Consider the following 26,623-nt stretch of genomic DNA (forward strand, 5'->3'; position numbering starts at 1 on the left):
CCGCCGTCGGCGTCCCCGGCCGGCAGCGTGAAGCGCAGCGTCGCCTGCGCGCCCGGCGCGGTGCCTGGCGCCGGCGCCAGCACGTCGACCGCGCGACGCTCGCCCGGCCGCAGTTGGGTCGAGGCCACCAGCGCCACGAACAGGCCCAGCAGCAACAGCAGGCAGCCGGCCAGCACCCAGCCGTGACCGGGAATCGCACGCGCACGCTCGCTGGTCGTCATCGGCGGGCCCTCCCGCGCGCGCCGGCCCGCGGCCGACGCATCGTCGCCCACGCGCCACCCGCGCGCGTGTTGTCGCTGTCGCGCTGCATCCTGCCCGTTCCCCGTCGGAAATCCATACCCCGTCACATCATTATGTCACCGGCGGTCACAGAAACGCGTCCGACCGGGCGCAGCGCCCGGCGGCGGCCCGGGCGCGCCGGTCCGCTACACTGCGCAGTTCATTCCGATCCCCCGAGCCGCCCGCCCCATGTCCGCAGGTCCGACCGAATCCGCCGCCCCGCCCGCCGATGCCGCCGCCCCGGCGCGCCAGGACTTCATCCGGCAGATCGTCCGCGAGGACCTGGCCAGCGGCAAGCACGCGGCGGTGCGCACGCGCTTCCCGCCCGAGCCCAACGGCTACCTGCACATCGGCCATGCCAAGGCGATCTGCCTGGACTTCGGCATCGCCGCGGAGTTCGGCGGGCACTGCAACCTGCGCTTCGACGACACCAACCCGGAGAAGGAGGACCTGGCGTTCGTCCGCGCGATCGAAGACGACGTGCGCTGGCTGGGCTTCGACTGGGCCGAGCTGCGCCATGCCTCGGACTACTTCGAGGTCTACTACCTGGCGGCCGAGAAGCTGATCCGCCAGGGCGACGCATTCGTCTGCGACCTGACCGCCGAACAGATCCGCGCCTATCGCGGCACGCTGACCGAGCCGGGCCGCGATTCGCCGTTCCGCGACCGCAGCATCGAGGAGAACCTGGACCTGTTCCGGCGCATGCGCGCGGGCGAGTTCGCCGACGGCACGCGCACATTGCGCGCGAAGATCGACATGGCCAGTGGCAACATGAACCTGCGCGACCCGGCGCTGTACCGGATCAAGCACCTCGCCCACCAGAACACCGGCGATGCCTGGCCGATCTACCCGATGTACGACTACGCGCACGCGCTGGGCGACGCGGTCGAGGGCATCACCCACTCGCTGTGCACGCTCGAGTTCGAGGACCACCGCCCGCTCTACGACTGGGTCGTCGACCGCGTCGACCTGGCCGGGCATCCCGAACTGCTCGCGTCGCTGAGCGCGCGCGGGCTGCCGGTGGTCGCGGCCAAGCCGCGCCAGATCGAGTTCTCGCGCCTGAACATCAACTACACCGTGATGAGCAAGCGCAAGCTCACCCAGCTGGTCGCAGACGGCCTGGTCGACGGCTGGGACGACCCGCGCATGTACACGCTGCAGGGGCTGCGCCGGCGCGGCTACACCGCGTCGAGCCTGCGCCTGCTGGTCGACCGCGTGGGCATCAGCAAGCAGAACTCGGTGATCGACTTCTCGGTGCTCGAGGGCGCGCTGCGCGACGATCTCGACGCGCGCGCGCCGCGGCGCATGGCGGTGATCGAGCCGCTCAAGCTGGTGCTGACCAACCTGCCAGAGGGCCATGCCGAGACGCTGACCTTCCCCAACCATCCCAAGGACGAGGCGCAGGGCACGCGCGAGGTGCCGTTCTCGCGCCAGCTGTGGATCGAGCGCGACGACTTCGCCGAAGTCCCGCCCAAGGGCTGGAAGCGGCTGATCCCGGGCGGCGAAGTGCGCCTGCGTGGCGCCGGCATCGTGCGCTGCGATGAGGTGATCAAGGACGACAGCGGCGCGATCGTCGAACTGCGCGGCACGCTCGACCCCGAGTCGCGCCCCGGCATGGAAGGCGCCAACCGCAAGGTCAAGGGCACGATCCACTGGGTCAGCGCCGCGCACGCGGTCGAGGCGCAGGTGCGGCTCTACGACCGGCTGTTCGTCGTCGAGAAGCCGGACGACGAATCGACCGGCAAGACCTATCGCGACCATCTCAACCCCGATTCGAAGCGCAGCGCGACCGGCTTCGTGGAACCGGCGGCGGCGCAGGCCGCGCCCGAGCAGGCGTTCCAGTTCGAGCGGCTGGGCTACTTCGTCGCCGACCGCTACGACCACACCGCCGCGGCGCCGGTGTTCAACCGCAGCGTCACGCTGCGCGATGCGTGGACGGCGTGGTCGTGACCGGCGCGCGCGTCCGCTGGCTGGCGCTGGCCTGCCTGCTGGCGCTGGCCGCGTGCGCGGCGCCGCGGACGCCGGGCACGGACGCGTCCCGGGTGCCCGCCGGCGCCCCGCCTGCGCTGACGGCCGGCGATCCGCTCGCGCCCGACACCGGCTGCAGCGTCGACGCCGACTGCACGGTCAAGAACGTCGGCAACTGCTGCGGCGCCTACCCGGCGTGCGTGAACCGCGACGCCGCGGTCGACCCCCAGGCCGTCGCCGCGGACTGCGCGGCGCGCGGCCTGGCATCGGTGTGCGGCTTTCGCGAGATCGAGGCTTGCCGCTGCGTGTCCAACCGCTGCGAGCCGGCCCCCATGAACGCGCTCGCGCGCTGACCGCGCCTGCGCTGTCCGTCCTTTCCGGAACGTCCCGATGCTGTACGCACAAGTCCATCTCACCCTGCCCGCCTGGGTCCACGCGCACGTCGACACGACACGCGCCTATCCCGGCGACGAGGCCAAGGTCGCGCTGGCCATCGCGCTGTCGCGCGAGAACGTCGACGCCGGAAGCGGCGGTCCGTTCGGTGCCGCGGTGTTCGACGGCCAGGACCGCATCGTGTCGGTCGGCGTGAACCGGGTGATGCCGCACACCTGCTCGGTCGCGCACGCCGAGACGATGGCCTACATGCTGGCGCAGCAGCGCCTGCAGACGCCGCGGCTCAACGAGCGCATGGGCCCGGTCACGCTGGCGACCTCGTCGCAGCCGTGCTGCATGTGCTACGGCGCGACTGTCTGGGCCGGCATCGACCGGTTGCTGATCGGCGCGCGCGCCGAGGACGTCGAGGCGCTGACGCCGTTCGACGAGGGCCCGCTGCCCGAGGACTGGGTCGGCGCGCTGGCAGGCCGCGGCATCGCGGTGGTGCGCGACGTGCTGCGCGACGAGGCCTGTACGGTCCTGCGCGCCTACGGCGAATCGGACGGAGCGAAGTACTGACATGACCGACCTCGACCCGGCCCGTCCGGACACCGGCACCGACCAGGCCGGCACGGCCGCGTCGCCGCTGCAGCCGATCAGCGGCCTGCTGTGCTATTGCCGGCCCGGCTTCGAATCCGACCTCGCCGCGGAACTGACAGAGCGCGCCGCCGGCGTGCACGTCGCCGGCTACGCGCAGGCCCGGCGCGGCGACGGCTACGTGCTGTTCCATTCCGACAACGGCCCGTCGGCGACCCACGAACTGCCGTTCCGCGAGCTGATCTTCGCGCGTCAGAAGCTGATGCTGCTGGCCGAACTGCGCGGCCTGGACCCGAGCGACCGCATCACCCCGATCTTCGAGGCCCTGGCGGGGCGCGGACGTCACGGCGAACTGCTCGTCGAACATTCCGATTCCGACGAAGGCAGACAGCTCTCCGGCCTGGCGCGCAGCTTCGGCAACGCGCTGCGCCCGGCACTGCGCAAGCGCGGCTTCCTGAGCCAGAAGGACGAGGCGCGCTTCCCGCGCCTGCACGTCTTCTTCGTCTCGGGCACGCATGCGTACATCGCGCAGTCGATCGTCGGCGACAGCGCGCCCTGGCCGATGGGCATTCCGCGCCTTCGCACGCACGCCGACGCGCCGTCGCGCTCGGCGCTGAAGCTCGAAGAGGCCTTCCTGGCGCTGCTGACCGAACGCGAGCGCAATGCGCGCATCAAGCCGGGCATGCGCGCCGTCGATCTGGGCGCCGCACCCGGCGGCTGGACCTGGGTGCTGACGCGCGAGCACATGCGCGTGGTCGCGGTCGACAACGGACCGATGCAGGCCGAGCTGCTCGACACCGGCCTGGTCGACCACCACCGGGTCGACGGCTTCCGCTACCAGCCGGTCGGCCCGGTCGACTGGCTGGTCTGCGACATGGTCGAACAGCCGCGCCGGGTGGCCGAGCGCATGGCCACCTGGTTCCGCGAGGGCTGGTGCCGCCACGCGATCTTCAACCTCAAGCTGCCGATGAAGAAGCGCTGGCAGGAAACGCTCCTGGCGCTGGACCTGTTCGCCAACAACGCTGGCGAGCATGCGACGCTGACGTTGCGTGCCCGCCAGCTCTACCACGACCGCGAGGAGATCACGGTCTACGCCAGCGTCGAGTAGGACGCGCACCGGAGGATGTCCCATGGCCGCAGGCTGGATCACCGTCGTCGCCCCGTACCTGCCCGAGATCGTGCGCCTGGCGCGGCCGATCTTCACCCGCACGCCGCCGCAGGCCGACCTCGGCCAGCAGCGGCGGATCGACGTGATCGACGCGCAGATCGGCGAGCTGCAGGACGCGGCGAGCGTGAACGCCGACTCGATCGCCAAGCTCGCCGCGGACATGCAGAAGACCATCGAGGTGCTGCAGCTCGGCGCCGAGCGCATGGAACGCCGGCTGATCCTGTCCAACCGGCTGGCCGTGGCCGCCGCGACCGCCGCGGTGTTGGGGTTCGCGATCGCGGCCTACGCACTCGCGCGCTGACGTGCGCGCGCGCGTGACCGCACGCTCACCGGCGTGACGGATACTGCGCGCCGGTCCCCTCTTCCGGCGTCTCCCGATGGCCTCCAGCCTGCTGACCCTGCTCGACGACATCGCCACCGTGCTCGACGACGTCTCGGTGATGACCAAGGTTGCGGCGCGCAAGACCGCCGGCGTGCTCGGCGACGACCTCGCGCTGAACGCGCAGCAGGTCACCGGCGTGCAGGCCGACCGCGAGCTGCCGGTGGTCTGGGCGGTCGCCAAGGGCTCGGCGCGCAACAAGCTGATCCTGGTGCCCGGCGCGCTGGCGATCAGCACCTGGCTGCCGTGGCTGGTCACGCCGCTGCTGATGGCCGGCGGCCTGTTCCTGTGCTACGAGGGCTTCGAGAAGGTCCTGCACAAGCTCGTGCACCGCGGGCGCGACGACGCCGCCAAGTCCGCGCGCACCGCGGCGCTGGCCGCGGCCGACGTCGATCCGGTGGCGTTCGAGCGCGACAAGGTGCGCGGCGCGGTGCGTACCGACCTGATCCTGTCGGCCGAGATCATCGCGATCAGCCTGGGCACGGTCGCCGGTCAGCCGTTCGCGACCCAGCTGGGCGTGCTCGCGGGCATCTCCGCGCTGGTGACGGCCGGCGTCTACGGCCTGGTCGCCGGCATCGTCAAGCTCGACGACGCCGGCCTGGCGTTGACCCACCGCGCCTCGGCCTTCGCGCAGGCGGCCGGCCGCGCGATCCTGCGCGCCGCGCCGTGGCTGATGAAGGGCCTGGCGGTCGTCGGGACCGCGGCGATGTTCCTCGTCGGCGGCGGCATCATCGCCCACGGCATCCACGACGTGGCGACCTGGATCGAGGAGGCCGCGACCGGCCTGGGCGCGCTGCCGACCGTCGGCACCGTGCTCGGCGCGATCGTCCCGACGCTGGTCAACGCCGCGGTCGGCGTGGTCGCCGGCGGCCTGGCGGTCGCGGTCGTGTCCGGCGTGCGCCGCCTGCGTACGGGCCGGCGCGCGGCGCCGACGGGCTGACCGCGCCGCCGGCCGGCTCAGCAGCGCAGGACCGCCCAGGCGCCCCAGACCCAGATGCCGGCCGCCCAGATGGCCAGCATCGCGACGGTCGCCAGCAACATCGCAGCGACGACGAGCGCGGCCGACCGGCCACGCGTCCTGCGGTACGCGAGCCACGGCACCGCGGAGCCTGCGACCACCGCCAGCACCAGGCAGGCGACGCCGAGGAACGCGAACAGGCCCGCGTCGTCGCTGACCGCAGGACATGGCTGCAGCGCGAACGCCGGCGACGCGCCCAGCCACGCCGCCCCACCGGCCGCGGCCCGCAGGCGCGCGACCGCGCGCCGGTTCAGCGGCCGGCGGCGCGCGCCCACAGCAGGTTGCGCAGCGGCGGCAGCGCCTGCGCGATGCCCAGCGCATGGCTGCGCAGCAGCGTCGGCGCCAGCGCGTCGGTGGAGTAGACGCGGTTGATGGCGTCGAACGCATAGGCGGCCACGGTGTTGTCGCTGCGCCGCGTGCGCGCCCAGCGCGCGAGCCGGTGCGGCGCATCCCAGGCCGCGCCGCGGCCGCGCGCCTGCGCCACCGTCGCGGCCAGCCCGGCGACGTCGCGCAGGCCCAGGTTCACGCCCTGCCCGGCCAGCGGGTGGACGACGTGCGCGGCATCGCCGACGACCAGCACGCGCCCGGCCAGCTGGGTGTCGACGAGCTGGCGACGCAGCGGGAACGCCGCGCGCGCCGACACCGGGGCCAGCCGCCCGAAGCGGCCCTCCGAGGCCCGCGTCAGCGCGTCGGAGAACGCGGCGTCGTCGAGGCCGCGCACGCGCGCCGCCTCGTCGGCCGGCAGCGTCCAGACGATCGAGCAGCTGCCGTCGCCGCAGGGCAGCAGCGCCAGCGGGCCGGTCGGCAGGAACCGCTGCCAGGCGGTGTCGGCGTGCGGCCGTTCGCCGCGCACGTAGCCCACGACCCCGCTCTGGCCGTAGTCGTGCGCCTGCGCGCCGATGCCGGCCAGCCGGCGCAATGCCGAGCCGGCACCGTCGGCGGCGATCGCCAGCCGCGCTTCGATCCGGGGGCCGTCGGCCAGCCGCAGCGCGACCGAGCCGGCGGCCGTCTCCAGCGCCTCGACCGTCGCCGGGCTGCGCACCTCGACCCCCGCCGCGGCCAGTCGCGCCCAGAGCCGGTCGACCAGCAGACCGTGCTCGACGATCCATCCCAGCTCGCGCATGCCCAGCGCATCGGCGTCGAAGACCAGTTCGCTGCCGCCGCCTGCGTCCCAGACCCGCATGCGCCTGTAGGGATGCGCACGCGCGGCGCGCACCGCGTCCCAGGCGCCGACCTGCGCCAGCAGGCGCGCATTGTCGTGCGCGAACGCATAGACGCGCAGGTCCGGCGCCGCGGGTGTCCAGCCGGCCGGCGGCCGGGCCTCGACCAGCACCACGTCCAGGTCCTGGGCGGCGAGCGCCAGCGCGCAGGCCGCGCCGACCACGCCGCCGCCGACGACCACGACGTCGCGCACGCCGCGCCGGCTCATGCCGACGCCCCGCGGCACAGCGCCGGCACGTCGCCGCGGTAGCCCATCGCGCCACCGGCCAGCAGCGCCTGCAGGCCGCGGTCGCCGTCGAGCGCCAGCAGCCCCGCGCTGCGCAGCGGCCGCAGCAGCGGCGACGGGTTCGCGGTCAGCCGCGCCAGCCCGTCGGAGAACGCCAGCGTGCGCGTGCGGTCCTCGCGCCGCCGCGTCGCCCAGGCCGCGAGCAGCGCCGGCGCGCCCGGATCGCCGCCGTCGGCGGCCAGCTCGGCCAGCGTCAGCGCATCGCGTAGCCCGAGGTTGAAGCCCTGCGCCCCGATCGGGTGCAGCGTCTGCGCCGCGTTGCCGACCAGCGCCGCACGCGCGGCGGTCGTGTGCTCGGCGACGACGCGGCGCAGCGGGTAGCGGCTGCGCGGGCCGACCGCTTCGAAGCGGCCGGCCCGCCAGCCGAACACGGACTGCACGCGGGCCAGGAACGCGGCGTCTTCGAGCGCGGCGACCGCGTCGGCGGCGTCGCGATCGACGCCGTGGACCAGTCCGTAGTGGCGGTCGCCGCGCGGCAGCAGCGCGGTCGGGCCGTCGTCGGTCAGGCGCTCGAACGCGCCGCCGTCCGGCGCGCGCGCCGCGCGCAGCCGGGCGACGAACAGGTCCTGCCGGTAGTCGTGTTCGATGGTGTCGATGCCCAGGGCCGCGCGCACCGTGGACCCGGTGCCGTCGGCGGCGACGACCAGCGCCGCGCCGATCCGCAGTTCGCCGTCGCCGGTCGCCACGCGGACCGTCCGCAGGCCATCGGACTCCGCTTCCAGGTCGACGAAGCGCGCCGGCCGGTAGCGCGTCAGGTGCGCCAGTTCGCCGAGCCGCGCCTCCAGCGCCTGGCCGAAATCGCGGGCGACGACGACCTGCCCGAACTGGTCGCGGCCGTAGTCGGCGGCGTCCAGCCGCAGACGGCCGAAGTCGCCCCGGCGGCTGACGTGGATGCGGCGGATCGGGCCCGGCGGCATCCGCAGCTTCTGCAGCACGCCCAGCGCGGTCAGTGCGTTGACCGTGGCCTCGGCGAAGCTGAGGTTGCGCTCGTCGAAGACCGGCGGCATCGCGTCGGGCGGCGTGGCCTCGACCAGCCCGGTGTCGATGCCGGCGCGGTCGAGCGCGATCGCGAGGCTGGCGCCGACCAGCCCGCCGCCGACGATCAATACAGCATGGGAGTGCGTCATGGCCGGATTGTAGCGGCAGGCGCCCGCGCCGACCGTTGTGCGGGTGTCGCCTGTCTGCGGCGCCGCCGGCCGCCTGCCCGGGCGATCCACGCTAAGATCGGCCGATACCTCCGCACGCCCAGTCCGCCATGCCTGCCCGCACGAAAACTCCCGATCGCGCGATCGCCCCTGGCCCGACCGTGCTGGCCGGCATGATCCTGCTCGCCGCGTTGTCCAGGCTGATGCCGCTTCCCCCGAACTTCGCGCCGATCGAAGCCATGGCGCTGTTCGGCGGCGCGTACTTCGCCAGGCGATGGCTGGCGCTCGCCGTGCCGCTGCTCGCGATGGCGCTGTCGGACGTGGCGCTGGGCATCGCGCGCGGCGGCACGTATGTCGAGTACTTCACGACGCCGGCGTACCTGCCGAGCATCGCCGCGAACTACCTGTGCATCGCGCTGACCTGCGTGCTGGCGTTCGGGCTGCGCGGCCGCGTGACGGGCGCTCGTGTGCTGGGCTACTCGCTCGCCGGATCGGTGCTGTTCTTTTTGATCAGCAATTTCGCGATCTGGCTGAGCGCCTCGCTCAACCCCGCCTATCCCGCCTGCAGCCAAGGCCTGCCGGCGTGTTACGCGGCGGCGCTGCCGTTCTTCAAGACGACGCTGCTGAGCACGTTGTTCTACGCGGCGCTGCTGTTCGGCGGTTTCGCGCTCCTGCGCGAGCGGCTTCCCGCGCTGCGCCCGCAGACGGCCTGATCGCCAGTTGCATCCGCGATGGGCCATCGTCTCTCCAGGATCTACACCCGCACCGGCGACGACGGTTCGACCGGTCTGGGCGATGGCAGCCGGACCGGCAAGGATGCGCTGCGGGTGGCCGCCTACGGCACCGTCGACGAGGCGAACTCGGCGATCGGGCTGGTGCTCGCCGCGCCGCTGCCCGACGACGTCCGCGCCCTGCTGACCGGGCTTCAGCACCGGCTGTTCGATCTCGGCGGCGAGCTGTGCATCCCCGGCCACGCCGCGATCGAGGATGCGGACGTCGTCGAACTCGAAGCGCAGCTCGACCGCTACAACGGCACGCTGCCCCCACTGCAGGACTTCGTCCTGCCCGGCGGCGGCGAGGCCGCGGCGCGCTGCCACCTCGCGCGCACCGTCGTGCGCCGCGCCGAGCGCGAGACCGTGGCGCTGTCGCGCGCCGAGTCCGTCCGGCCGCAGGCGCTGCGCTACCTCAACCGGCTGTCGGACCTGCTGTTCGTGCTGGCCCGGGTCCTGGCCCGCGCCGACGGCCACGGCGAGGTGCTCTGGCGGCACGGGGAGCGAGCCTGACATGCACCATCCGATCGGCTTCGGCGGCGATCGACGGCAGGTGCCGGTGTTCTCGCACCCCGCCTGCCTCGACCACGACACCGGCCCCGAACACGCAGAACGCCCGCAGCGGCTGGCGGCGGTGATCGAGGCGCTGCGGGCGTCGTTCCCGGACCTGGACCTGCGCCAGGCGCCGGCCGCGACCCGCGGCCAGCTGCTGCGGGTGCATGACGAGGCCCTGCTGCGCACGGTGCTCGAATCGCAGCCGACCGGGCGCATCCCGCTCGATGCCGACACCGTACTCTCGCCAGGTTCGGCCCAGGCCGCGCTGCACGCGGCCGGCGCCGGGGTCGCCGCGGTCGACCTGGTCTGCAACGGCGAGTTGCGCCGGGCGTTCTGCGCCGTGCGCCCGCCGGGCCACCACGCCACCGCCGACATCGCAATGGGCTTCTGCCTGTTCAACAACATCGCCGTGGCCGCGGCCCATGCGCTGGACCGCTACGGGCTGATGCGGGTGTCGATCGTCGATTTCGACGTGCACCACGGCAACGGCACCCAGGCGATCTTCGAGCAGGAGCCGCGGGTGCAGTACCTGAGCTCGCACCAGTTGCCGCTGTTCCCCGAAACCGGCCTGCGCCGCGAGCGCGGCGTGGGCAACATCGTCAACATCCCGTTGGCGCCGGGCACCGGCAGCGCGCGCTTCTGCGAGGCCTGGCGCGAACGGATGCTGCCCGAGATCGACGCCTTCGCGCCGCAACTGGTGCTGGTCTCGGCCGGGTTCGATGCCCATCGCCTCGACCCGCTGGCGCAGCTCGAGCTCGAGGCCGAGGACTTCGCCTGGCTGACCCGGGAGCTGGTCGCGCTGGCCGACCGCCACGCCGAGGGCCGCCTGGTGTCGATGCTCGAGGGTGGCTACGACCTGCAGGCGCTGCGGGCGTGCAGCGTGGCCCACCTCCAGGCGCTGCCCGGCTGAGCCGCCCGCGCCCGGCCGGACGTGAACGGGAGGTCGGGAGGCCGCATTGCCGCTGCACTAGGGATGCGGCATGCTGGCGCCCGTTTTGGCTGAACGGATCGACCGTGCGCCCCGCCCTCCGCCTGCTGCCCCTTCCGTTCTGCATCGCGATCTCGCTCTCGGCCCATGCCGACGACCTGCCGCGCGCCAACTACTGGGCGCTGTGCCCGATCGAGGATGCGGTGCCGGCGTTCGCCGACGCGCAGGCGCCGGTGGGCTCGGTCGAGGACCGCGAGAACCAGCCGACCGACATCGACGGCGACCAGTTCGAGGGGTTGTCGGGCATGGACAGCGACTTCACCGGCAATGTCAGCGGTGACGTGACCCTGCGCCGCGGCGACCAGTTCCTCGGCACCGACGACCTGCAGTTCTCGCAGGACGACGGCACGTTCGTCGCCAGCGGCAACGTGCGTTACCAGGATGCGGGCATGCGCGTGGTCGCCGACCGCCTGGAAGGCGACACCATCGCCGAGTCCTACCGCATGGACAAGGTGCGCTACCAGTTGACCGCACGGCGCGGCAATGGGGGCGCAGAACGTATCGAGATGGACGGAACGGTCGGCGCACTGATGGGCTCGACCTATTCCACCTGCCCGCCGAGCGACCGCTGGTGGGAGCTCAAGGCCCAGCAGATCGACGTCGACACCGACATGGGCATGGGCACCGCGCGCAACGCGACGCTGCGCGTGGGCAAGGTGCCGGTGCTGTACGTGCCCTGGTTCCGCTTCCCCGTCGACGAGCGTCGCATCTCCGGCCTGCTGTACCCGCGGATCTCGCAGTCCAGCCGCAACGGCTTCGACTACACCCAGCCGGTCTACCTCAACCTGGCGCCGAACTACGACATGACGCTCGAGCCGCGCTGGATGAGCAAGCGCGGCCTGCAGTTGGGCACCGAGTTCCGCTTCATGACCGACGCCACGCGCGGCGAACTGGACGTGATCTACCTGCCGTCCGACAAGCTCGCCAGCCGCGAGCGCGAGCTCGAGCAAACCCAGGTCCCGATCGCCGAGAACCGCCGCAAGGACGACCGCAGCTTCCTGAGCTTCAACGGCTCGGCCGACATCAACCCGACCTGGCAGGGCCGCGCGAGCCTGACCTGGATGAGCGATCCGCGGTACCTGGAGGACTCGAACAACAACATCGACGGCATTTCGTCGATCAGCGCGGTCAGCCAGCTCGGGGTCTTCGGCCAGGGCACCTCGGGCGAGCGCGGCTACTGGAACGCCGGCGTGCTGGGCGACTACCAGCTGCTGACCGACTACACGCTGCCCGAGTCGATCCTGCCCTACAACCGGCTGCCGCACGCCTACTTCACCTGGGAACGGCCCTACGGCCGCTGGTTCACCGCCGGCGTCAACGCCACCGCGACCCGCTTCGCGCACGTCGACGACGTCGCCAGGCCCGGCGGCAGCCGCGTCGACCTCAAGCCCTACATCTCGATGCCGCTCGAGGGCCCGAGCTGGTTCGTGCGGCCCACGCTCGCCTGGCGCCACACCGCCTACGGCCTGGACCGCGAACTGGCCGATGCGATCGCCGACCAGCGCGCGCGCGGCGCGCTGGGCATCGGTGCAGGGGACGCCGTCCCCGACGCGCTGCTGGGGCAGTACCAGGCCGCGTTCGGCCAGTTGCGCGACACCGCGCCCAGCCGCAGCCAGCCGATCACCTCGATCGACGCCGGCCTGTTCTTCGACCGCAACACGGCTTTCCGCGGCGAGGACTACCTGCACACGCTCGAGCCGCGGATCTACTACCTGCACTCGCCCTATCGCGACCAGTCCGCGCTGCCGCTGTTCGACACCAGCCCGCTGACGTTCGGCTGGGGCCAGCTGTTCCGCGACAACCGCTACTCGGGCGCCGACCGCCAGGCCGACGCGAACCAGGTGACGCTGGCGGTGAGCACGCGCCTGATCCGCGAATCGGACGGCCAGGAAAAGCTCAGCGCCAGCCTGGGCCAGATCGTCTACCTGGACGATTCGCGGGTGACGGTCGGCAACGAGACGCAGATCGAGCGCGGCCGCTCGGCCTGGGTCGCCGACTCGACCTACGCGATCAACGACCGCTGGACGATCAGCGCCGGCTACCAGTGGGACCCGAAGTTCCGCCGCGAGGACCTGGCGAGCGTCCGCACCCGCTACCTGATCGGCGACGACGGCATCGTCAATTTCGCCTACCGGCGCCGCAGCGACCTGATCGAACAGGCGGACTTCTCGTTCCTGTATCCGATCAACCCGACCTGGAGCCTGATCGGCCGCTACTACTACTCGTTCACCGAGGACCAGCTGCTCGAGGCGGTCGCCGGCGTGCAGTGGGACAGCTGCTGCCTGGCGGCCCGCGTCGTCGGCCGCCGCTACCTGCGCAACCGCCAGGGCGAGCTGAACAACGCCATCATGTTCGAGCTCGAACTCAAGGGCCTGGGCTCGGCCGGCCCCGACACGGAGAGCCGCCTGCGCCGTGCTATTCTCGGCTATTACCGTGACGACCTCTATCTCGTGCCGCCGTCGGAACTGCGCAACAGCGACGACGATGAAACCATCACTCCCGGCCTGAGCCAATGAAGACACTGATCCGTTCCCTCGCGGCCGCCGTCGCGCTGTGCGCCGCCACCGTGCATGCGCAGGACCTCCAGCCTCTCGACCGCATCGCCGCGGTCGTCGACGAGGACGTGATCCTCGCCAGCGAACTCGACCGCGCGGTGAACAACATCCGCACGCAGTACGCGACCCGCCAGGACCAGCTGCCGCCGCAGGAGATCCTCGAGCGCCAGGTGCTCGAGCGCCTGATCACGATGCGGCTGCAGACCGCGCGCGCGCAGCAGACCGGCGTTCGGGTCAGCGACGAAGAGGTCGACCAGGCAATCGCCGCGATCGCCCAGCAGAACAACTTCACGATGGACCAGCTGCGCCAGCAGCTGGCCGGCGACGGCATGTCGTTCGACGACTTCCGCGCCTCGCTGCGCGACGAGCTGCTGATCCAGCGCATGCGCCAGCGCTTCGCGCAGACCCGCATCTCGGTCAGCGATGCCGAGGTCGACGCCGCGCTGTCGGCGCAGGCGACCGGCGCCCAGTACCGCCTGGCGCACATCCTGGTCGCGCTGCCCGAGGGCGCCACGCCCGAGCAGATCCAGACCGGCCAGCAGAAGATCGACGGCATCAAGGGCCTGATCGACCGCGGCGAGATGGAGTTCTCGGCCGCGGCGGTGCGCTACTCCGACAGCCCGAACGCGCTGGAAGGCGGCGACCTGGGCTGGCGCCGGACCGACGAGATCCCCGCCGCGTTCGCGACCTCGGTCTCGTCGCTGCAGCCCGGCCAGGTCATCGGCCCGATCCGCGGCCCCAGCGGCTTCCAGCTGCTGCAGCTGGTCGACGTGCGCGATGCGGCCCAGGGCGGCGGCGCCGGCACGGTCACCGAGTACCAGGCCCGCCACATCCTGATCCGCGCCCAGGGCGACAACGACAGCGCCGCCAAGGCGCGCGCCGACTCGCTGCGCGCACGCATCGCCGGCGGCGCCGACTTCGCGCAGATCGCCCGCGACAGCTCCGAGGACAACGCCACCAAGTCTGGCGGCGGCGACCTGGGCTGGTTCACGCAGGACGAGTTCGGGCCCGACTTCGGCGGCCAGGTCGCCGCGCTCGGCGACGGCGACGTCTCGCAGCCGTTCCGCACCCAGGCCGGCTGGCACATCGTCCAGCGCATGGCCAGCCGCCAGTCGGCCGGCAACGACAGCAACCGCCGCGCGCAGGCGCGCGAGGCGATCGGCCAGCGCAAGCTCGAGGACGAGTGGGACCGCTACGTGCGCGAGATGCGCGGCGAGGCCTACGTCAGCGTCCGCGTCGGCGCCAACCCCGACCCCGAGATCGGCGGCGGCGGCTGACCGATGCCACGGCCCAGGCTGGCGCTGGTCCCGGGCGAGCCGGCCGGCGTCGGTCCGGAGCTGTGCGTGCGTGCCGCGTGGCGCGCCTGGGATGCCGACCTGGTCGCGCTCGGCGACCGCGCCGCGCTGCAGCGGGCGGCCGACGCGATCGCGCTGCCGATCGCCTTCGCCGACGCCCGGGCCGCGCACGTGCCGCCCGGCACGCTGCGCCTGATCGACCTGCCGCATGCGGTCCCCGTCCCGTTCGGCGCGCCCGACCCGCGCAACGCGCGCAGCGTCGTGGACGCGCTGCTGCACGCCGCCGCCGGCTGCCGCGAGGGCCGCTTCGACGGCGTGGTGACCGGCCCCGTGCACAAGGCCGCGATCAACGCCGGCGGCGTGCCGTACACCGGCACCACCGAACTGCTGGCCGACGACGCCGGTCGCGCGGTCGTGATGATGCTCGCCAACCCCACGCTGCGCGTGGCCCTGGCGACCACCCACCTGCCGCTGCGCGCGGTGCCCGACGCGATCACCGCGTCGGGGCTCGATCGCGTGCTGCGCATCCTCGACGCCGCGCTGCGCCGCGACTTCGGCCTCCCGTCGCCACGGATCGCCGTGCTGGGCCTGAACCCGCACGCCGGCGAGGACGGACACCTGGGCCACGAGGAACGCGAGATCATCGCGCCGCTGCTGACGCGCCTGCGCGCCGAGGGCCTCGTGCTGGACGGACCGCTGCCGGCCGACACCGCCTTCCTGCCCGCCCGCCTGGACGGCACCGACGCGGTGCTCGCGATGTACCACGACCAGGGCCTACCGGTGCTGAAGTTCAGCGGCTTCGAATCGGCGGTCAACCTGGCGCTGGGCCTGCCCTACCCCAGGGTCGCGGTGGACCACGGCACCGCGCTGGACCTGGCCGGCACCGGCCGCGCCGACCCGACCAGCCTGTTCTGCGCGATCGATCAGTGCGCGACGCTCGCCCGCCATCGCAGGGCCGCCGCATGAGCGCGGGCGCGCCGATCGCCTGGGACGATTTCCTGCGCGTTGACCTGCGCGTGGGTCGCGTGGTGTCGGCCGAGCCGTTCCCGGCCGCTCGGCGCCCGGCCTACGTGCTGCACGTCGACTTCGGCCCGCAGATCGGCGTGCGCAAGTCCAGCGCCCAGATCACCGACCACTACGCGCCCGAGACGCTGGTCGGCCGGCTGGTCGTGGGCGTGGTCAACTTCCCGCCCAAGCAGATCGGGCCGCTGATGTCCGAATGCCTGATCACCGGCTTCCACGACGCCGAGGGCAGGGTCCGGCTGTGCGTGCCCGACGGCGACGTCGCGCCCGGCACCCGGTTGCTCTGACGCATCCTCCCTTTCCGACAACGCCCCGATGACCCGATCCCCCGCCGCGCCCGGCGCCTTCTCCGAACCGCCGAAGAAATCGCTCGGCCAGAACTTCCTGCACGAACGCGGCGTCGTCGACAGGATCGTGCTGGCGATCGACCCGCGCCCCGGGGACCGGCTGGTCGAGATCGGCCCCGGCCAGGGCGCGATGACGTTCCCGCTGCTCGATCGCCACGGCGCGCTGACGGCGATCGAGTTCGACCGCGACCTGCTGGCGCCGCTGACCGCGCAGGCGGCCGCGCACGGCGCGCTGACGCTGGTCCACGCCAACGTGCTCGACGTCGACCTGACCGCGCTCGCGGCCGGCGCGCCGATCCGGCTGGTCGGCAACCTGCCCTACAACCTGTCTTCGCCGATCCTGTTCCATGCGCTGGCACACGCCGCCGCGATCGTCGACATGCACTTCATGCTGCAGAAAGAGGTCGTCGAGCGCATGGCGGCCGGTCCGGGCAGCAAGGTCTACGGCCGGCTGAGCGTGATGCTGCAGGCCTACTGCGAGGTCACCGCGCTGTTCGTCGTCGGGCCCGGTGCGTTCCGGCCGCCGCCGAAGGTCGACTCGGCGGTCGTGCGGCTGGTGCCGCGTCCTTCGGCAAGCATCGGCATCGACGATCCCGGGCGCTTCGCCGACATCGTCCGCGCCGCGTTCGGCCAGCGCCGCAAGACCCTGCGCAACGCGCTGGGTGGCACGATGGACGCCGAGGCGATCACGGCTGCCGGCATCGATCCGCAACAGCGCGCCGAGCAGCTGTCGGTGGCCGACTTCGTACGGCTGGCCAACCATCCGGCCACGCCATAGTCGAAGCATTCATTGCCGCCCGCTACACTGGACGCGCCATGGACGAGACTGCCGACTACACCCTCGAAATCCAGATCGCGACGCGCTTCCTCGACGAGGAATCGACGCCCGACGACGACCGCTACGTGTTCGCCTACACCATCCGCATCCGCAATGTCGGCCGGCTGCCGGCGCAACTGGTCTCGCGCCACTGGATCATCACCGACGCCAACGGCCGCGTCGAGGAAGTGCACGGCGACGGCGTCGTCGGCGAACAGCCGCGGCTCGAGCCCGGCGAGGCCTTCACCTATACCTCCGGCGCGGTGCTGTCGACGGCGGTCGGGACGATGGAGGGCAGCTACGACATGGTCGGCGACGACGGCGCGCACTTCGACGCCCCGATCCCGCCGTTCACGCTGTCGGTCCCGCGTACCCTGCACTGATGGCGATCTGGGCGATCGGCGACCTGCAGGGTTGCTATGGCGCAACCGCACGGCTGCTCGAGGCGATCCGCTTCGACCCCGCCGTCGACCGGCTGTGGTTCTGCGGCGACCTGGTCAACCGCGGCGGCGAATCGATCGAGACGCTGCGGCTGGTGCATTCGCTGCGCGAGAACGTCGTCAGCGTGCTCGGCAACCACGACCTGTCGCTGCTGGCGATCGCCGAGCGCCGCGAGGAGGACCAGCGCAAGGTCAATCCGGACCTGCGCGGGGTGCTGTTCGCGCACGACCGCGACGTGCTGCTCGACTGGCTGCGCGCCTGCCCGCTGCTGCACGTCGACCGCGCGCTGGGCTGGATGATGCTGCACGCGGGCCTGGCGCCGCGCTGGACCACCCAGTTGGCCGAGAAGCACGCTGCCGAGATCGAACGCAAGCTGCGCAGTCCCGGCTACCGCAAGCTGCTGCGCAACATGTACGGCGACCGCCCGGCGTGGTCGCCCAACCTGACCGGGCCCGATCGCGACCGCGCGATCATCAACGTCTTCACCCGCATGCGCTACTGCGCGCCCAAGGGCCGCATCGCATTCGAGGAGAAGGGCGCGCCGGGCACCCAGCAGCCCGGCCTCTATCCATGGTACGAGGTCCCGGGCCGCGCCGAGCGCGACCTGAAGATCGTCTGCGGCCACTGGTCGACGCTGGGCCTGTTCATCGGCCACGGCATCCACGCACTCGACACCGGCGCGGTCTGGGGCGGCAAGCTGACCGCGCTGCAGCTCGACGCCGAGACCCTGCGCATCGTGCAGGTGCCCGGGCGCGACGTGCCGCCGCCGGCGAAATGAACCCGGGCGCGCGCCTGCGCATCCGCCTGGCGGCGCTCGCGCTGGTCGGCCTGCTGGTGTCGGCGACGGCCGTGGCGCATCCGCTGGCGGAGGCGGCCCGCCGCCAGGTCGGCGTCACCGTCCGCTACGATCCCGCCTACGTCCGCCTGGACTACCCCGGCGGCGACGTGCCCGCCGACCGCGGCGTGTGCACCGACGTCGTGGTGCGCGCGCTCCGCGCCCACGGCATCGACCTGCAGCAGCGCATCCACGACGACAAGCGCGCCCACCCCGACGCCTACCCGCGCCAATGGCGGCACCTGGCCGCCGACCGGCACATCGACCACCGGCGCGTGCCCAACCAGACGACCTGGTTCGCGCGCCAGGGCTGGTCGCTGCCCGTCGCGCAGGCGCGCGGCGACTACCGTGCGGGCGACATCGTCGCCTGGCGCCTGGACAACGGCCTGCTGCACATCGGCATCGTCTCCGACCGCAAGGCCGCCGACGGCACGCCGCTGGTACTGCACAACATCGCCCGCGGCACGCGCGAGGAGAACGTGCTGCTGGCCTGGCGCGTCATCGGGCACTACCGTCCGGCGCTGCCGACGGCTTCCCCGTAGGCGCGGCGCGCGCACGCGCGCGAAGACGCTTCGCCAGGAGATCCTGTCGCGCGCGAGCGCGCGCCTATGGCGTGGTCGGCATGGCCCGGCGGTAGTCGACGAACGCGAACGCGTGCGCGTGGCGCGCATCGGCGGCATGTGCCTCGCGGCCGGTCTCCACCCACTGCGCCGGGTCGAACGCCGGGAACCATGCATCCGCACCGGCTGCATCGGTATCGACGTGGGTCAGCGCCAGGTGCGTGGCGCGCGGCAGCGCCAGCGCGTAGACCTCGCCGCCGCCGATCACGCACAGCGCATCGGCGCCGTCGGCCGCGGCCTGCGCGATCGCCGCGTCGAGCGAATCGACCGCTTCCATGCCGGCGAACGGCACGCGACCCGAGCGGGTCAGCACGAGGTTGCGGCGCCGGGGCAGCGCGCGCCCGATGGCCTCGGCGGTCTTCCGCCCCATCAGCACCGGCTGGCCCAGCGTCAGCGCCTTGAAGCGCTTGAGGTCGTCGGGCAGGTGCCACAGCAGCGCGTTGTCCCCGCCGATCGCGCCGTTGCGGTCGAGCGCGGCGATCAGCACGATCCGGGGACCGGATGCGCGCACCGATGCGGGGCTGCCCGAATCCCGGGTCGCTCCGCCCGACGCCCGACCCGTCACACCGCCACCGGTGCCTTGATCGCCGGCAGCGGGTCGTAGCCGTCGAATGCGATGTCGTCGTAGCCGAACGCGAACAGGTCGGTCACGTCCGGGTTCAGGCGAAGCCGCGGCAGCGCGCGCGGGGTGCGCGCCAGCTGCTCGCGCGCCTGCTCGAAGTGGTTGGCGTACAGGTGCGCGTCGCCGAGCGTGTGCACGAAATCGCCCACGCCCAGGCCCGTCGCCTGCGCGACCATGTGCGTGAGCAACGCGTAGCTGGCGATGTTGAACGGGACGCCGAGGAAGATGTCGCCGCTGCGCTGGTAGAGCTGGCAGCTGAGCCTGCCGTCGACGACGTAGAATTGGAACATCGTGTGGCAGGGCATCAGCGCCATCTGCGGCAGGTCGGCGACGTTCCAGGCGCTGACGATCAGCCGGCGCGAATCGGGATTGCGCGCGATCTCGTCGACGACCCAGCGGATCTGGTCGATCTCCCGGCCGTCGCTGCCGGTCCAGCGCCGCCACTGCTTGCCGTAGACCGGACCCAGTTCGCCGTCGGCGTCGGCCCACTCGTCCCAGATGCCGACCCTGTTCGCCTTCAGGTAGCCGATGTTGGTTTCGCCCTTCAGGAACCACAGCAGCTCGTGGACGATCGAGCGCAGGTGCAGCTTCTTGGTCGTGACCAGCGGGAAGCCGTCGGCGAGGTCGAAGCGCATCTGCCAGCCGAACACGCTGCGCGTGCCGGTGCCGGTGCGGTCGGCCTTGTCGCGGCCGTGCTCGAGCACGTGGCGCAGCAGGTCTAGGTACTGGCGCACGGTCAGCCCGCCTGCGCCGGCACGCCCGGCTGCAGCACCGGCGCGCTGCGCGAGCGCCACAGCAGGAACAGGCCCAGCGCGACCAGCGGCAGCGACAGCAGCTGGCCCATCGTCAGCCAGCCGAACGCGATGTAGCCGATGTCGGCGTCGGGCACGCGGACGAACTCCACGAGGAATCGGAACACGCCGTAGAGCAGCGCGAACAGCCCCGAGACGGCGTAGCGCGCACGCGGCTTGCGCGAGAAGACCCACAGCACGACGAACATCGCCAACCCTTCCAGACACGCCTGGTAGAGCTGCGAGGGATGCCGCGCGAACTGGTCCAGCGCGCCGGTCGCGAACTCGGCCTGCAGGCGCTCGGCCGACCAGCCGGCGAACGCCGGATCGGTCGGGAAGACCACGCCCCACCCGGCCTGGGTGTACTTGCCCCACAGCTCGGCGCCGATGTAGTTGCCCAGCCGCCCGAAGCCCAGGCCCGGCGGCACCAGCGGCGCCACGAAGTCCATCACGTCGAAGAAGTGCAGGCGCTGGCGGCGCGCCCACCACCAGGCCGCGACCAGCACGCCGAGCAGGCCGCCGTGGAAGCTCATGCCGCCGTCCCAGACCTTGAACAGCATCAGCGGGTCGGCCAGCAGCTCGCCCGGCGCGTAGAACAGCACGTAGCCGATGCGCCCGCCCAGGATCACGCCGAGGATGCCGTTGAACAGCAGGTCGCCGAAGCGCTCGGCATCGACGCCGGGCAGGCGGCCGGCACGGATGCGCAGCCGCCCCAGCCACCACGCCGTCCCGAAGCCCAGCAGGTACATCACGCCGTACCAGTGGATCGACGGGTGGAACGGCCCCAGCTGCGGCAACTGGACGGCGATCGGGTCGATCTGGTGCAGGATCGTCATCGGATCAGCGCGGCAGCGGGTGCTTGGGCTCGTCGACCGGCGGCGTGAGCTCGCCGCGGTTGCGCATCGCGTTGCGCTTGGCCCACAGGTTCAGCACCTCGACGAACGCCGAGAAGCCCATCGAGCCGTAGATGTAGCCCTTCGGGATGTGCAGTCCGAAGCCGTCGAGCGTCAGATAGACGCCGATCAGCACGATGAACGCCAGCGCCAGCATCTTCACCGTCGGGTTGGCGTCGATGAACTTGCCCAGCGGCTGCGCCGCCAGCAGCATCACCGTGACCGCCAGCAGGATCGCGCAGACCATCACCGGGACGTATTCGCCGGCCATGCCGACCGCGGCGATCACCGAGTCGAGCGAGAACACGATGTCGATGACCGCGATCTGCGCGATGACCGCGCCGAACGACGCCGTCGCCTTGCCGACGCTGCCGTGCGCCTCGGGATCCTCGCCCTTGAGCTGCTCGCGGATCTCCATCGCGCCCTTCACGATCAGGAACAGGCCGCCGAGGATCAGGATCAGGTCGCGCACCGAGATGCCGCGCCCGAACAGCTCGAACAGCGGATCGGTCAGCCGGGCCAGCCAGGCCAGCGTCAGCAGCAGCGCGATGCGCGTGATGCAGGCCACGGCGATGCCGAACTTGCGCGCGAACTCGCGTTTTTCGACCGGCAGCTTGCCGACCGCGATCGAGATGAAGACCAGGTTGTCGATACCGAGCACGATCTCGATCGCACTGAGCGTGATCAGCAGGATCCAGACCTGGGGGTCGGTCAGCAGTTCCATCATGGGGAGGGCATCCTCGTTTGAATTCCGGCCGCCGCGGGGCTCGCGGCGGCATTCACAGCCAGCGCGGCAGCAGGACCAGGGCCCACACCGCCACCACATTGATCATCGTCACGAACACCGCGGCCGAACCCATGTCCTTGGCCCGCCCGGCGAGTTCGTGATGTTCGGCGCCGTAGCGCTCGATCACCGCCTCGATCGCCGAGTTCAGCAGCTCCACCACCAGCACCAGCAGGCAACTGCCGAGCAGCAGTGCCCGCTCCACGCCCGTCCCGCCCAGCCACAGCGCCAGCGGTGCGAGCACCGCGAGCAGGCAGACCTCCAGCCGGAACGAGGACTCGTGCAGCCAGGCTGCGCGCAGGCCCTGGCAGGACCACACCGTGGCCTTGAGCATGCGTGCCGGCCCGCGCGGCCAGTGCCCGGTCTCGTCGGCCATCGCTCATGCCGGCCGGCGGCGGTCGGCCCCGGAGGGCCGGAAGCGCGGCGGCTGCGCTCGGGCCGCGGGCCGCGGGTGGGTCGAAGGCATGGAGGACCGGGTGGAAGGGAGCAGTCGCGACCGGGCGATTCTGCCACATCCCGGGCCGCCGGCCGGCCGCGGTTTGCATCGCGCGACAGGGACTGTTTGACTGGCGGCACGCTCGAACACAGGTCTCCCCGATGCACGCACTGCCGTCCTCCCGTTTCCGCGCCGCCGCCGTCGTGCTGCTGGGCGCCCTGCTGCTGGCCGGCTGCGCCGGCACGCGCGCGCTCACCGCCGGCCTCGACCCGGTGTCCTCGCCCGAGTGGGCCCAGGACATGGCCCGGTTCGCCGCGCAGGACGCCGCGACCCCGCCGCCGGACCGGCCGGTCGTGTTCACCGGCAGCTCGTCGGTGCGCTTCTGGGAGACGCTGGCCGCGGACTTCCCCGACGTCCCGGTGCTCAACCGCGGATTCGGCGGTTCGCAGGTGCGCGACTCGGTGTGGTACGCCGACGAGGTCGCGCTGCGCTACCGTCCGCGCCAGATCGTGCTCTACGCCGGCGACAACGACACCGCCGAGGGCCGGTCGGCGCAGCAGGTGCTGGCCGACACGCAGGCCTTCGTCCGGCGCATCCACGCCGAACTGCCCGGCACCCAGATCGCGCTGCTCGGCATCAAGCCCAGCCCGTCGCGCGCGAACCTGCTGGGCGTCCAGCGCGAGACCAACGAGGCGCTGCGCGCGTGGGCCGCGACCCAGCGCAACGTCGCCTACATCGACGTCTTCACCCCGATGCTCGATGCGAACGGCGTGCCGCGCGAGGACTTGTTCATCGAGGACCGCCTGCACATGAACGCCGCCGGCTACGCGCTGTGGCGCGATATCATCGGCCCGTACCTGGTCCGCTGACGCCGGCCGTTCACCCGGTCCGAATGCGCGCCCGTCCAGACTGCGCCCGGTATCGACCGGGAGCAGGACCATGCGCCTCCGCCTCGCCGCCGGCCTGCTGGCCGCGCTGACCCTGGGAGCCTCCATGCCGCACGCCTTCGCCCAATCGACCGTCGCGCCGCAGCACCCGGGTGCGCCCGGCTACGACGCCCTGCTCGACGCCGCCACCGCCCCGTTGCGCGCCGCGCTCGGAGACCGCGTGGTGGTCGACGTCGAACGCCTGGACCGGCTGGGCGACTGGGCGTTCCTGCAGGGCACGCTGCGCGGGCCCGACGGCGGCCGCCCGGACTACGACGGCACGCCCTATGCCGAGCGCGCCGCGGCCGGCGGCATGTCCGACGTCTACGTCGCGCTGCTGCGTGCGCGACCGACGGACGGCCCCGCGCACGACGGGAGCGAAGCCGCCCCCGCGCCCGCCGCGACCGGCGACGACGCGCCCACGGGCGCGCCGGGCGCGCCGGATCCCGCCGCGATCGAATGGACGCTGCTCGACCACGCGATCGGGCCGTCCGACGTGGCCTGGCTGACGTGGCCGGACACGCATGCGGCCCCGCGTCACCTGTTCGGCTTCTAGCTGACGGCATGTAGGAGCGCGCTTGCGCGCGAAGGGCTTCCCACGGAGAGCCCATCGCGCGCAAGCGCGCTCTTACGTCCCAAAGCGAGAGCCCCGCATCAACGCGGCGGGGTGATGATCTCGTAGTTGCCCGACGCGCCGCCCCAGCTGATCCGCTGCGAGCCGTCGGCATTGACGTTGTTGGAGCCGATGAACTGCGGCTTGCCGCCCTCGAAACCGGCGAACAGCACCACGTGCGACTGACCGTTCTTCTGCATCAGCACCACATCGCCCGGCCGCGCGTTCTCCAGCGACACCGTCTGCCAGCCGTCGCCCTTGAGGTTGTTGGCCAGTTGGTCGACCGACGCGCTGGCCTGGCCGGCGTCGATGACGCCCGCCTTCTGCAGCACCGCCGAGACGAAGTTCGCGCAGTTGACGTTGTTGGGCACCCACGACTGCATCGGGAGCTCGTCGCTGTGCTTGAGCTCGCCGGCATTGCGGCCGATGAACTGCTCGGCGATCGCGGCCGGGTTGCGCGCATCGATCGGGCCGGTATCGCCGCCGACCGCGCCGGTCCCACCGACGCCGGCCCCTGCGCCCGTGCCCTGGGGGCCCGGTGCGCCACCGGTCGCACCGGGGATATTGAGCGTGTCGCCGGCGTAGATCTTGTTCGCATCGGTGATCTGGCTGTTGGCCGACATCAGGGCATCGACCGAGGTGCCGTAGCGCACGGCCAGCGCACTGAGGGTATCGCCCCAGGCGATGTGGTGGGACGAGGTGCTGCCGATCGCGGTCATCGCAGTGTCTCCGGAAAGGAATCTCGCATGTCCTGCGCGCGGGCAGGACGGATGGAACCCACTGTGGCCGTCTGGACGGCCGCACTCAATCTGGGAGCGACCCTAGTCGGGCGGCATCCCGCATTCATTGGGCGATTCCGCACGCACCGCCCCGCCCGGTTTCGCGCAACGCGTTGGTGCAGTGCGCAAACGCGAGCGACGCGCGCTTGCCTGAACCCGTAGCAAAACGTTTACAACGCAGCGCACGGACACGCAGGACACGCATGAATTGGGCGCTGCGCGCGTGCCGCCACCGCGCGCTTGACAACGCCGCGATCGCCCAACAGCGTCGCCCATCCGGGCCATCGCATTCGCCGCCCGGACAGGAACAGGGGGAACAACCCGCACCGCAGTCGACGACCACCCTCCATAAGGACATCCCATGAACAACAAGCGCCTGCTCGTTCTCGCACTCGCCGCCGCCCTCGCCTCGCCCGCGTACGCGGCCGAACTGCGCAAGGTGGACAACCCGATCCCCGGTCGTTACATCGTCGTCTTCAGCAGCGACGACATCCGCAGCAAGGTCGAGGACGACCGGCTGGCGGGACGGCTCGACAAGGCCGCGACGGCGGACGCCGCGATCGCGGCTGAAGTCGAACGGACCGTCGTCGAGGTCGCCGCGCGCTACGACCTCCAGGTCGACACGCTCTACACCCACGCGCTGTACGGCATGGCGGTCTCGGCCGACGCGCGCAAGCTCGCCCGGCTGCTCAACGACCCGCGCGTGGAGTTCGTCGAGGAGGACGGCCTCGTCGAGCTGTCGGCGACGCAGACCGGTGCGACCTGGGGCCTGGATCGCGTCGACCAGCGCGACCTGCCGCTCAACGGCACCTACGTCTACGACCCGCTGGCCGCGAACGTGCGTGCCTACATCATCGACAGCGGCATCCGCAGCGGGCACACGCAGTTCGGCACCCGCCTGCTGTCGGGCTATACCGCGATCAGCGACGGCAACGGCACCAGCGACTGCAACGGCCACGGCACCCACGTCGCCGGCACCGTCGGCGGCACCACCTGGGGCGTCGCCAAGCAGGTCCGGCTGGTCCCGGTGCGCGTGTTCGGCTGCACCGGCGGCAGCCCGAACTCGACGATCATCGCGGGCATCGACTGGGTCCGCGCGAACCGCGTGCTGCCCGCGGTCGCCAACCTCAGCCTCGGCGGTCCGGCGGCGACCACCACCGACACCGCGATCAACAACCTGATCGGCGCCGGCGTCACGGTCGTGGTCGCGGCGGGCAACAACAACGCGAACGCATGCAACTACTCGCCTGCCCGCGTCCCCAACGCGGTCACCGTCGGTTCGACGACGTCCACCGATGCGCGCTCGTCGTTCTCCAACTTCGGCACCTGCGTGAACATCTTCGCGCCCGGCTCGTCGATCACCTCGGCCTGGTCCACCAGCACCTCGGCGTCGAACACCATCAGCGGCACGTCGATGGCCTCGCCGCACGTGGCCGGCGCCGCGGCGCTGTACCTGACCAACAACCCGTCGGCCTCGCCGGCGACGGTGCGCAACTGGCTCTACAGCAACGCGACCACCAACCGCCTGACCGGTATCGGCACCGGTTCGCCGAACCGCCTGCTCTACACGCGCTGAAGAACGCACCGGAGAAGGGCGCCTGTCGGGCGCCCTTCTTCGCGTGTGGTCAACGCCGGCGCGGGGCCCGCGCCGGCTGGTGCAGGCTCAGCACGGTCCCGTCGGGATCGAGGAAGTCGAGCGTGAGCCCGCCATCGGGCGCCTCGCTGACGGGCGTGACGAGATCGACGCCGTGGGCGACGAGCGCCTCGGCGCAGTCGTCGATGCCGCCATCGAGCGAGAACACCGGGATCGGCGTTTCGCCCGTCCGCACCGCGCGCTCGAGGAACACGAGCGTCACGGCACCGGCACGGGCGGTCGCGAGCGGTCCATCGTGGCCGTCCTCGACGTCGACCTGCAGGCCGAGCACGTCGCGATAGAAGGCGACGCTCCTGGACAGGTCGGCAACGAACAGCACGAGGGTTTCGAGACGGGCACGGGCGAGCATGGGAACTCCTGAAGGATGGGCGACGCCGGTGCGTTGCCGCCGGCGGCCGGAACGTGAGCACCGCGTCGGACCAGCAGCAGTGACCGTCCGGATCGTG

The 26,623-nt window shown here is 72.1% G+C and carries 30 protein-coding genes and 1 pseudogene; 20 read left to right on the plus strand and 11 right to left on the minus strand.

Annotation, left to right across the window (positions count from 1 at the left end; all coding sequences use genetic code 11):
* The coding region (locus WQ56_RS11740; RefSeq protein WP_197076485.1) for a hypothetical protein at nucleotides 1-221 on the minus strand (221 nt) is incomplete at its 3' end.
* 247 nt (nucleotides 222-468) lie between these two features.
* Here WQ56_RS11740 and WQ56_RS11745 point away from each other — a divergent pair.
* From WQ56_RS11745 to WQ56_RS11770, 6 genes are all read left to right on the plus strand, one after another.
* On the plus strand, nucleotides 469-2,229 hold the full coding sequence (locus WQ56_RS11745; protein WP_047137314.1) for a glutamine--tRNA ligase/YqeY domain fusion protein: 1,761 nt from the start codon (nucleotides 469-471) through the stop codon (nucleotides 2,227-2,229).
* Nucleotides 2,226-2,600: a hypothetical protein gene (locus WQ56_RS11750; protein ID WP_047137379.1), complete on the plus strand. Its 375-nt coding sequence runs from the start codon at nucleotides 2,226-2,228 to the stop codon at nucleotides 2,598-2,600. The genes WQ56_RS11745 and WQ56_RS11750 overlap by 4 nt, the downstream gene beginning before the upstream one ends.
* Before the next feature lie 37 nt (nucleotides 2,601-2,637).
* Nucleotides 2,638-3,198 (plus strand): nucleoside deaminase, encoded by a 561-nt coding sequence (locus WQ56_RS11755; protein ID WP_047137315.1) that lies wholly within the window; start codon nucleotides 2,638-2,640, stop codon nucleotides 3,196-3,198.
* A gap of 76 nt (nucleotides 3,199-3,274) precedes the next feature.
* Complete coding sequence (gene rlmM / locus WQ56_RS11760; RefSeq protein WP_047137380.1) at nucleotides 3,275-4,324, plus strand: 23S rRNA (cytidine(2498)-2'-O)-methyltransferase RlmM; 1,050 nt, start codon at nucleotides 3,275-3,277, stop codon at nucleotides 4,322-4,324.
* Nucleotides 4,325-4,346: 22 nt separating this feature from the next.
* Entirely contained in the window at nucleotides 4,347-4,685 is a 339-nt protein-coding gene (locus tag WQ56_RS11765; RefSeq protein ID WP_047137316.1) for a hypothetical protein, read from the plus strand.
* A 76-nt stretch (nucleotides 4,686-4,761) separates the two neighbouring features.
* On the plus strand, nucleotides 4,762-5,703 hold the full coding sequence (locus WQ56_RS11770) for a DUF808 domain-containing protein (RefSeq protein WP_047137317.1): 942 nt from the start codon (nucleotides 4,762-4,764) through the stop codon (nucleotides 5,701-5,703).
* Nucleotides 5,704-5,720: 17 nt separating this feature from the next.
* Here the strand turns inward: WQ56_RS11770 and WQ56_RS11775 are convergent, their stop codons facing one another.
* Genes WQ56_RS11775 through ubiH form a run of 3 tightly spaced genes read right to left on the minus strand, consistent with a single transcriptional unit; the run spans nucleotide 5,721 to nucleotide 8,415 of the window.
* Complete coding sequence (locus WQ56_RS11775; protein WP_047137318.1) at nucleotides 5,721-6,056, minus strand: hypothetical protein; 336 nt, start codon at nucleotides 6,054-6,056, stop codon at nucleotides 5,721-5,723.
* Nucleotides 6,032-7,210, minus strand: coding sequence for an FAD-dependent oxidoreductase (locus tag WQ56_RS11780; RefSeq protein ID WP_047137381.1), 1,179 nt, complete (start codon nucleotides 7,208-7,210; stop codon nucleotides 6,032-6,034). The genes WQ56_RS11775 and WQ56_RS11780 overlap by 25 nt, the downstream gene beginning before the upstream one ends.
* Nucleotides 7,207-8,415 carry a 2-octaprenyl-6-methoxyphenyl hydroxylase gene (gene ubiH / locus WQ56_RS11785; protein ID WP_047137319.1) on the minus strand — a complete coding sequence of 403 codons (1,209 nt, stop codon included), beginning with the start codon at nucleotides 8,413-8,415 and terminating at the stop codon, nucleotides 7,207-7,209. Before ubiH ends, WQ56_RS11780 begins: the two co-directional genes overlap by 4 nt.
* Before the next feature lie 128 nt (nucleotides 8,416-8,543).
* On the opposite strand from ubiH, the gene WQ56_RS11790 reads away from it, so the two are divergent.
* The 11 genes and pseudogenes from WQ56_RS11790 to WQ56_RS11840 all read left to right on the plus strand — a co-directional run bounded on the left by WQ56_RS11790 (nucleotide 8,544) and on the right by WQ56_RS11840 (nucleotide 18,601).
* On the plus strand, nucleotides 8,544-9,146 hold the full coding sequence (locus WQ56_RS11790) for a DUF6580 family putative transport protein (RefSeq protein ID WP_052772988.1): 603 nt from the start codon (nucleotides 8,544-8,546) through the stop codon (nucleotides 9,144-9,146).
* A gap of 18 nt (nucleotides 9,147-9,164) precedes the next feature.
* Complete coding sequence (locus tag WQ56_RS11795) at nucleotides 9,165-9,716, plus strand: cob(I)yrinic acid a,c-diamide adenosyltransferase (RefSeq protein WP_047137320.1); 552 nt, start codon at nucleotides 9,165-9,167, stop codon at nucleotides 9,714-9,716.
* 40 nt (nucleotides 9,717-9,756) lie between these two features.
* On the plus strand, nucleotides 9,757-10,668 hold the full coding sequence (locus WQ56_RS11800; protein WP_047137383.1) for a histone deacetylase family protein: 912 nt from the start codon (nucleotides 9,757-9,759) through the stop codon (nucleotides 10,666-10,668).
* A 104-nt stretch (nucleotides 10,669-10,772) separates the two neighbouring features.
* Nucleotides 10,773-13,262 (plus strand): LPS-assembly protein LptD, encoded by a 2,490-nt coding sequence (gene lptD, locus WQ56_RS11805; RefSeq protein ID WP_082132376.1) that lies wholly within the window; start codon nucleotides 10,773-10,775, stop codon nucleotides 13,260-13,262.
* Nucleotides 13,259-14,578, plus strand: coding sequence for a peptidylprolyl isomerase (locus WQ56_RS11810; RefSeq protein ID WP_047137321.1), 1,320 nt, complete (start codon nucleotides 13,259-13,261; stop codon nucleotides 14,576-14,578). Before lptD ends, WQ56_RS11810 begins: the two co-directional genes overlap by 4 nt.
* A 3-nt stretch (nucleotides 14,579-14,581) precedes the next feature.
* Nucleotides 14,582-15,562, plus strand: coding sequence for a 4-hydroxythreonine-4-phosphate dehydrogenase PdxA (gene pdxA, locus WQ56_RS11815; protein WP_047137322.1), 981 nt, complete (start codon nucleotides 14,582-14,584; stop codon nucleotides 15,560-15,562).
* Entirely contained in the window at nucleotides 15,559-15,906 is a 348-nt protein-coding gene (locus WQ56_RS11820; RefSeq protein ID WP_047137323.1) for a tRNA-binding protein, read from the plus strand. Before pdxA ends, WQ56_RS11820 begins: the two co-directional genes overlap by 4 nt.
* Before the next feature lie 28 nt (nucleotides 15,907-15,934).
* Nucleotides 15,935-16,744, plus strand: a complete 810-nt coding sequence (gene rsmA, locus WQ56_RS11825) for a 16S rRNA (adenine(1518)-N(6)/adenine(1519)-N(6))-dimethyltransferase RsmA (RefSeq protein WP_047137324.1) — start codon at nucleotides 15,935-15,937, stop codon at nucleotides 16,742-16,744.
* Between the two features lie 38 nt (nucleotides 16,745-16,782).
* Nucleotides 16,783-17,166 carry a Co2+/Mg2+ efflux protein ApaG gene (gene apaG, locus WQ56_RS11830; RefSeq protein ID WP_047137325.1) on the plus strand — a complete coding sequence of 128 codons (384 nt, stop codon included), beginning with the start codon at nucleotides 16,783-16,785 and terminating at the stop codon, nucleotides 17,164-17,166.
* Nucleotides 17,166-17,993: pseudogene (locus tag WQ56_RS11835) on the plus strand (symmetrical bis(5'-nucleosyl)-tetraphosphatase); the annotation flags it as partial. The gene apaG and the pseudogene WQ56_RS11835, both read left to right, overlap by 1 nt.
* A 5-nt stretch (nucleotides 17,994-17,998) precedes the next feature.
* The gene (locus WQ56_RS11840; RefSeq protein ID WP_047137326.1) at nucleotides 17,999-18,601 is read left to right on the plus strand and encodes a DUF1287 domain-containing protein; all 603 of its coding nucleotides are present in this window, start codon (nucleotides 17,999-18,001) and stop codon (nucleotides 18,599-18,601) included.
* Nucleotides 18,602-18,665: 64 nt separating this feature from the next.
* On the opposite strand, the gene WQ56_RS11845 is transcribed toward WQ56_RS11840, so the two are convergent.
* From WQ56_RS11845 to WQ56_RS11865, 5 genes are all read right to left on the minus strand, one after another.
* The gene (locus tag WQ56_RS11845) at nucleotides 18,666-19,169 is read right to left on the minus strand and encodes a dihydrofolate reductase (protein WP_047137386.1); all 504 of its coding nucleotides are present in this window, start codon (nucleotides 19,167-19,169) and stop codon (nucleotides 18,666-18,668) included.
* Nucleotides 19,170-19,240: 71 nt separating this feature from the next.
* Nucleotides 19,241-20,035, minus strand: a complete 795-nt coding sequence (locus tag WQ56_RS11850; protein WP_047137387.1) for a thymidylate synthase — start codon at nucleotides 20,033-20,035, stop codon at nucleotides 19,241-19,243.
* Between the two features lie 2 nt (nucleotides 20,036-20,037).
* Nucleotides 20,038-20,928, minus strand: a complete 891-nt coding sequence (lgt, locus tag WQ56_RS11855; protein ID WP_047137327.1) for a prolipoprotein diacylglyceryl transferase — start codon at nucleotides 20,926-20,928, stop codon at nucleotides 20,038-20,040.
* A gap of 4 nt (nucleotides 20,929-20,932) precedes the next feature.
* Complete coding sequence (locus WQ56_RS11860; protein WP_047137328.1) at nucleotides 20,933-21,712, minus strand: TerC family protein; 780 nt, start codon at nucleotides 21,710-21,712, stop codon at nucleotides 20,933-20,935.
* 52 nt (nucleotides 21,713-21,764) lie between these two features.
* Nucleotides 21,765-22,145: a diacylglycerol kinase gene (locus WQ56_RS11865; RefSeq protein ID WP_047137329.1), complete on the minus strand. Its 381-nt coding sequence runs from the start codon at nucleotides 22,143-22,145 to the stop codon at nucleotides 21,765-21,767.
* Nucleotides 22,146-22,366: 221 nt separating this feature from the next.
* On the opposite strand from WQ56_RS11865, the gene WQ56_RS11870 reads away from it, so the two are divergent.
* The gene (locus WQ56_RS11870; protein WP_047137330.1) at nucleotides 22,367-23,074 is read left to right on the plus strand and encodes an SGNH/GDSL hydrolase family protein; all 708 of its coding nucleotides are present in this window, start codon (nucleotides 22,367-22,369) and stop codon (nucleotides 23,072-23,074) included.
* 70 nt (nucleotides 23,075-23,144) lie between these two features.
* Complete coding sequence (locus WQ56_RS11875; protein ID WP_052772989.1) at nucleotides 23,145-23,687, plus strand: hypothetical protein; 543 nt, start codon at nucleotides 23,145-23,147, stop codon at nucleotides 23,685-23,687.
* 98 nt (nucleotides 23,688-23,785) lie between these two features.
* Here the strand turns inward: WQ56_RS11875 and WQ56_RS11880 are convergent, their stop codons facing one another.
* On the minus strand, nucleotides 23,786-24,463 hold the full coding sequence (locus tag WQ56_RS11880; RefSeq protein WP_047137331.1) for a LysM domain-containing protein: 678 nt from the start codon (nucleotides 24,461-24,463) through the stop codon (nucleotides 23,786-23,788).
* A gap of 421 nt (nucleotides 24,464-24,884) precedes the next feature.
* Between WQ56_RS11880 and WQ56_RS11885 the strand changes: the two genes are divergently transcribed.
* The gene (locus WQ56_RS11885; RefSeq protein WP_047137332.1) at nucleotides 24,885-26,099 is read left to right on the plus strand and encodes a S8 family peptidase; all 1,215 of its coding nucleotides are present in this window, start codon (nucleotides 24,885-24,887) and stop codon (nucleotides 26,097-26,099) included.
* 49 nt (nucleotides 26,100-26,148) lie between these two features.
* Here WQ56_RS11885 and WQ56_RS11890 read toward each other — a convergent pair whose 3' ends face one another.
* Nucleotides 26,149-26,526: a VOC family protein gene (locus tag WQ56_RS11890; RefSeq protein WP_047137333.1), complete on the minus strand. Its 378-nt coding sequence runs from the start codon at nucleotides 26,524-26,526 to the stop codon at nucleotides 26,149-26,151.
* Between the last annotated feature and the right edge of the window lie 97 nt (nucleotides 26,527-26,623).

The organism is Luteimonas sp. FCS-9 (assembly GCF_001014645.1).
In the GTDB taxonomy this organism is placed as follows: domain Bacteria; phylum Pseudomonadota; class Gammaproteobacteria; order Xanthomonadales; family Xanthomonadaceae; genus Luteimonas.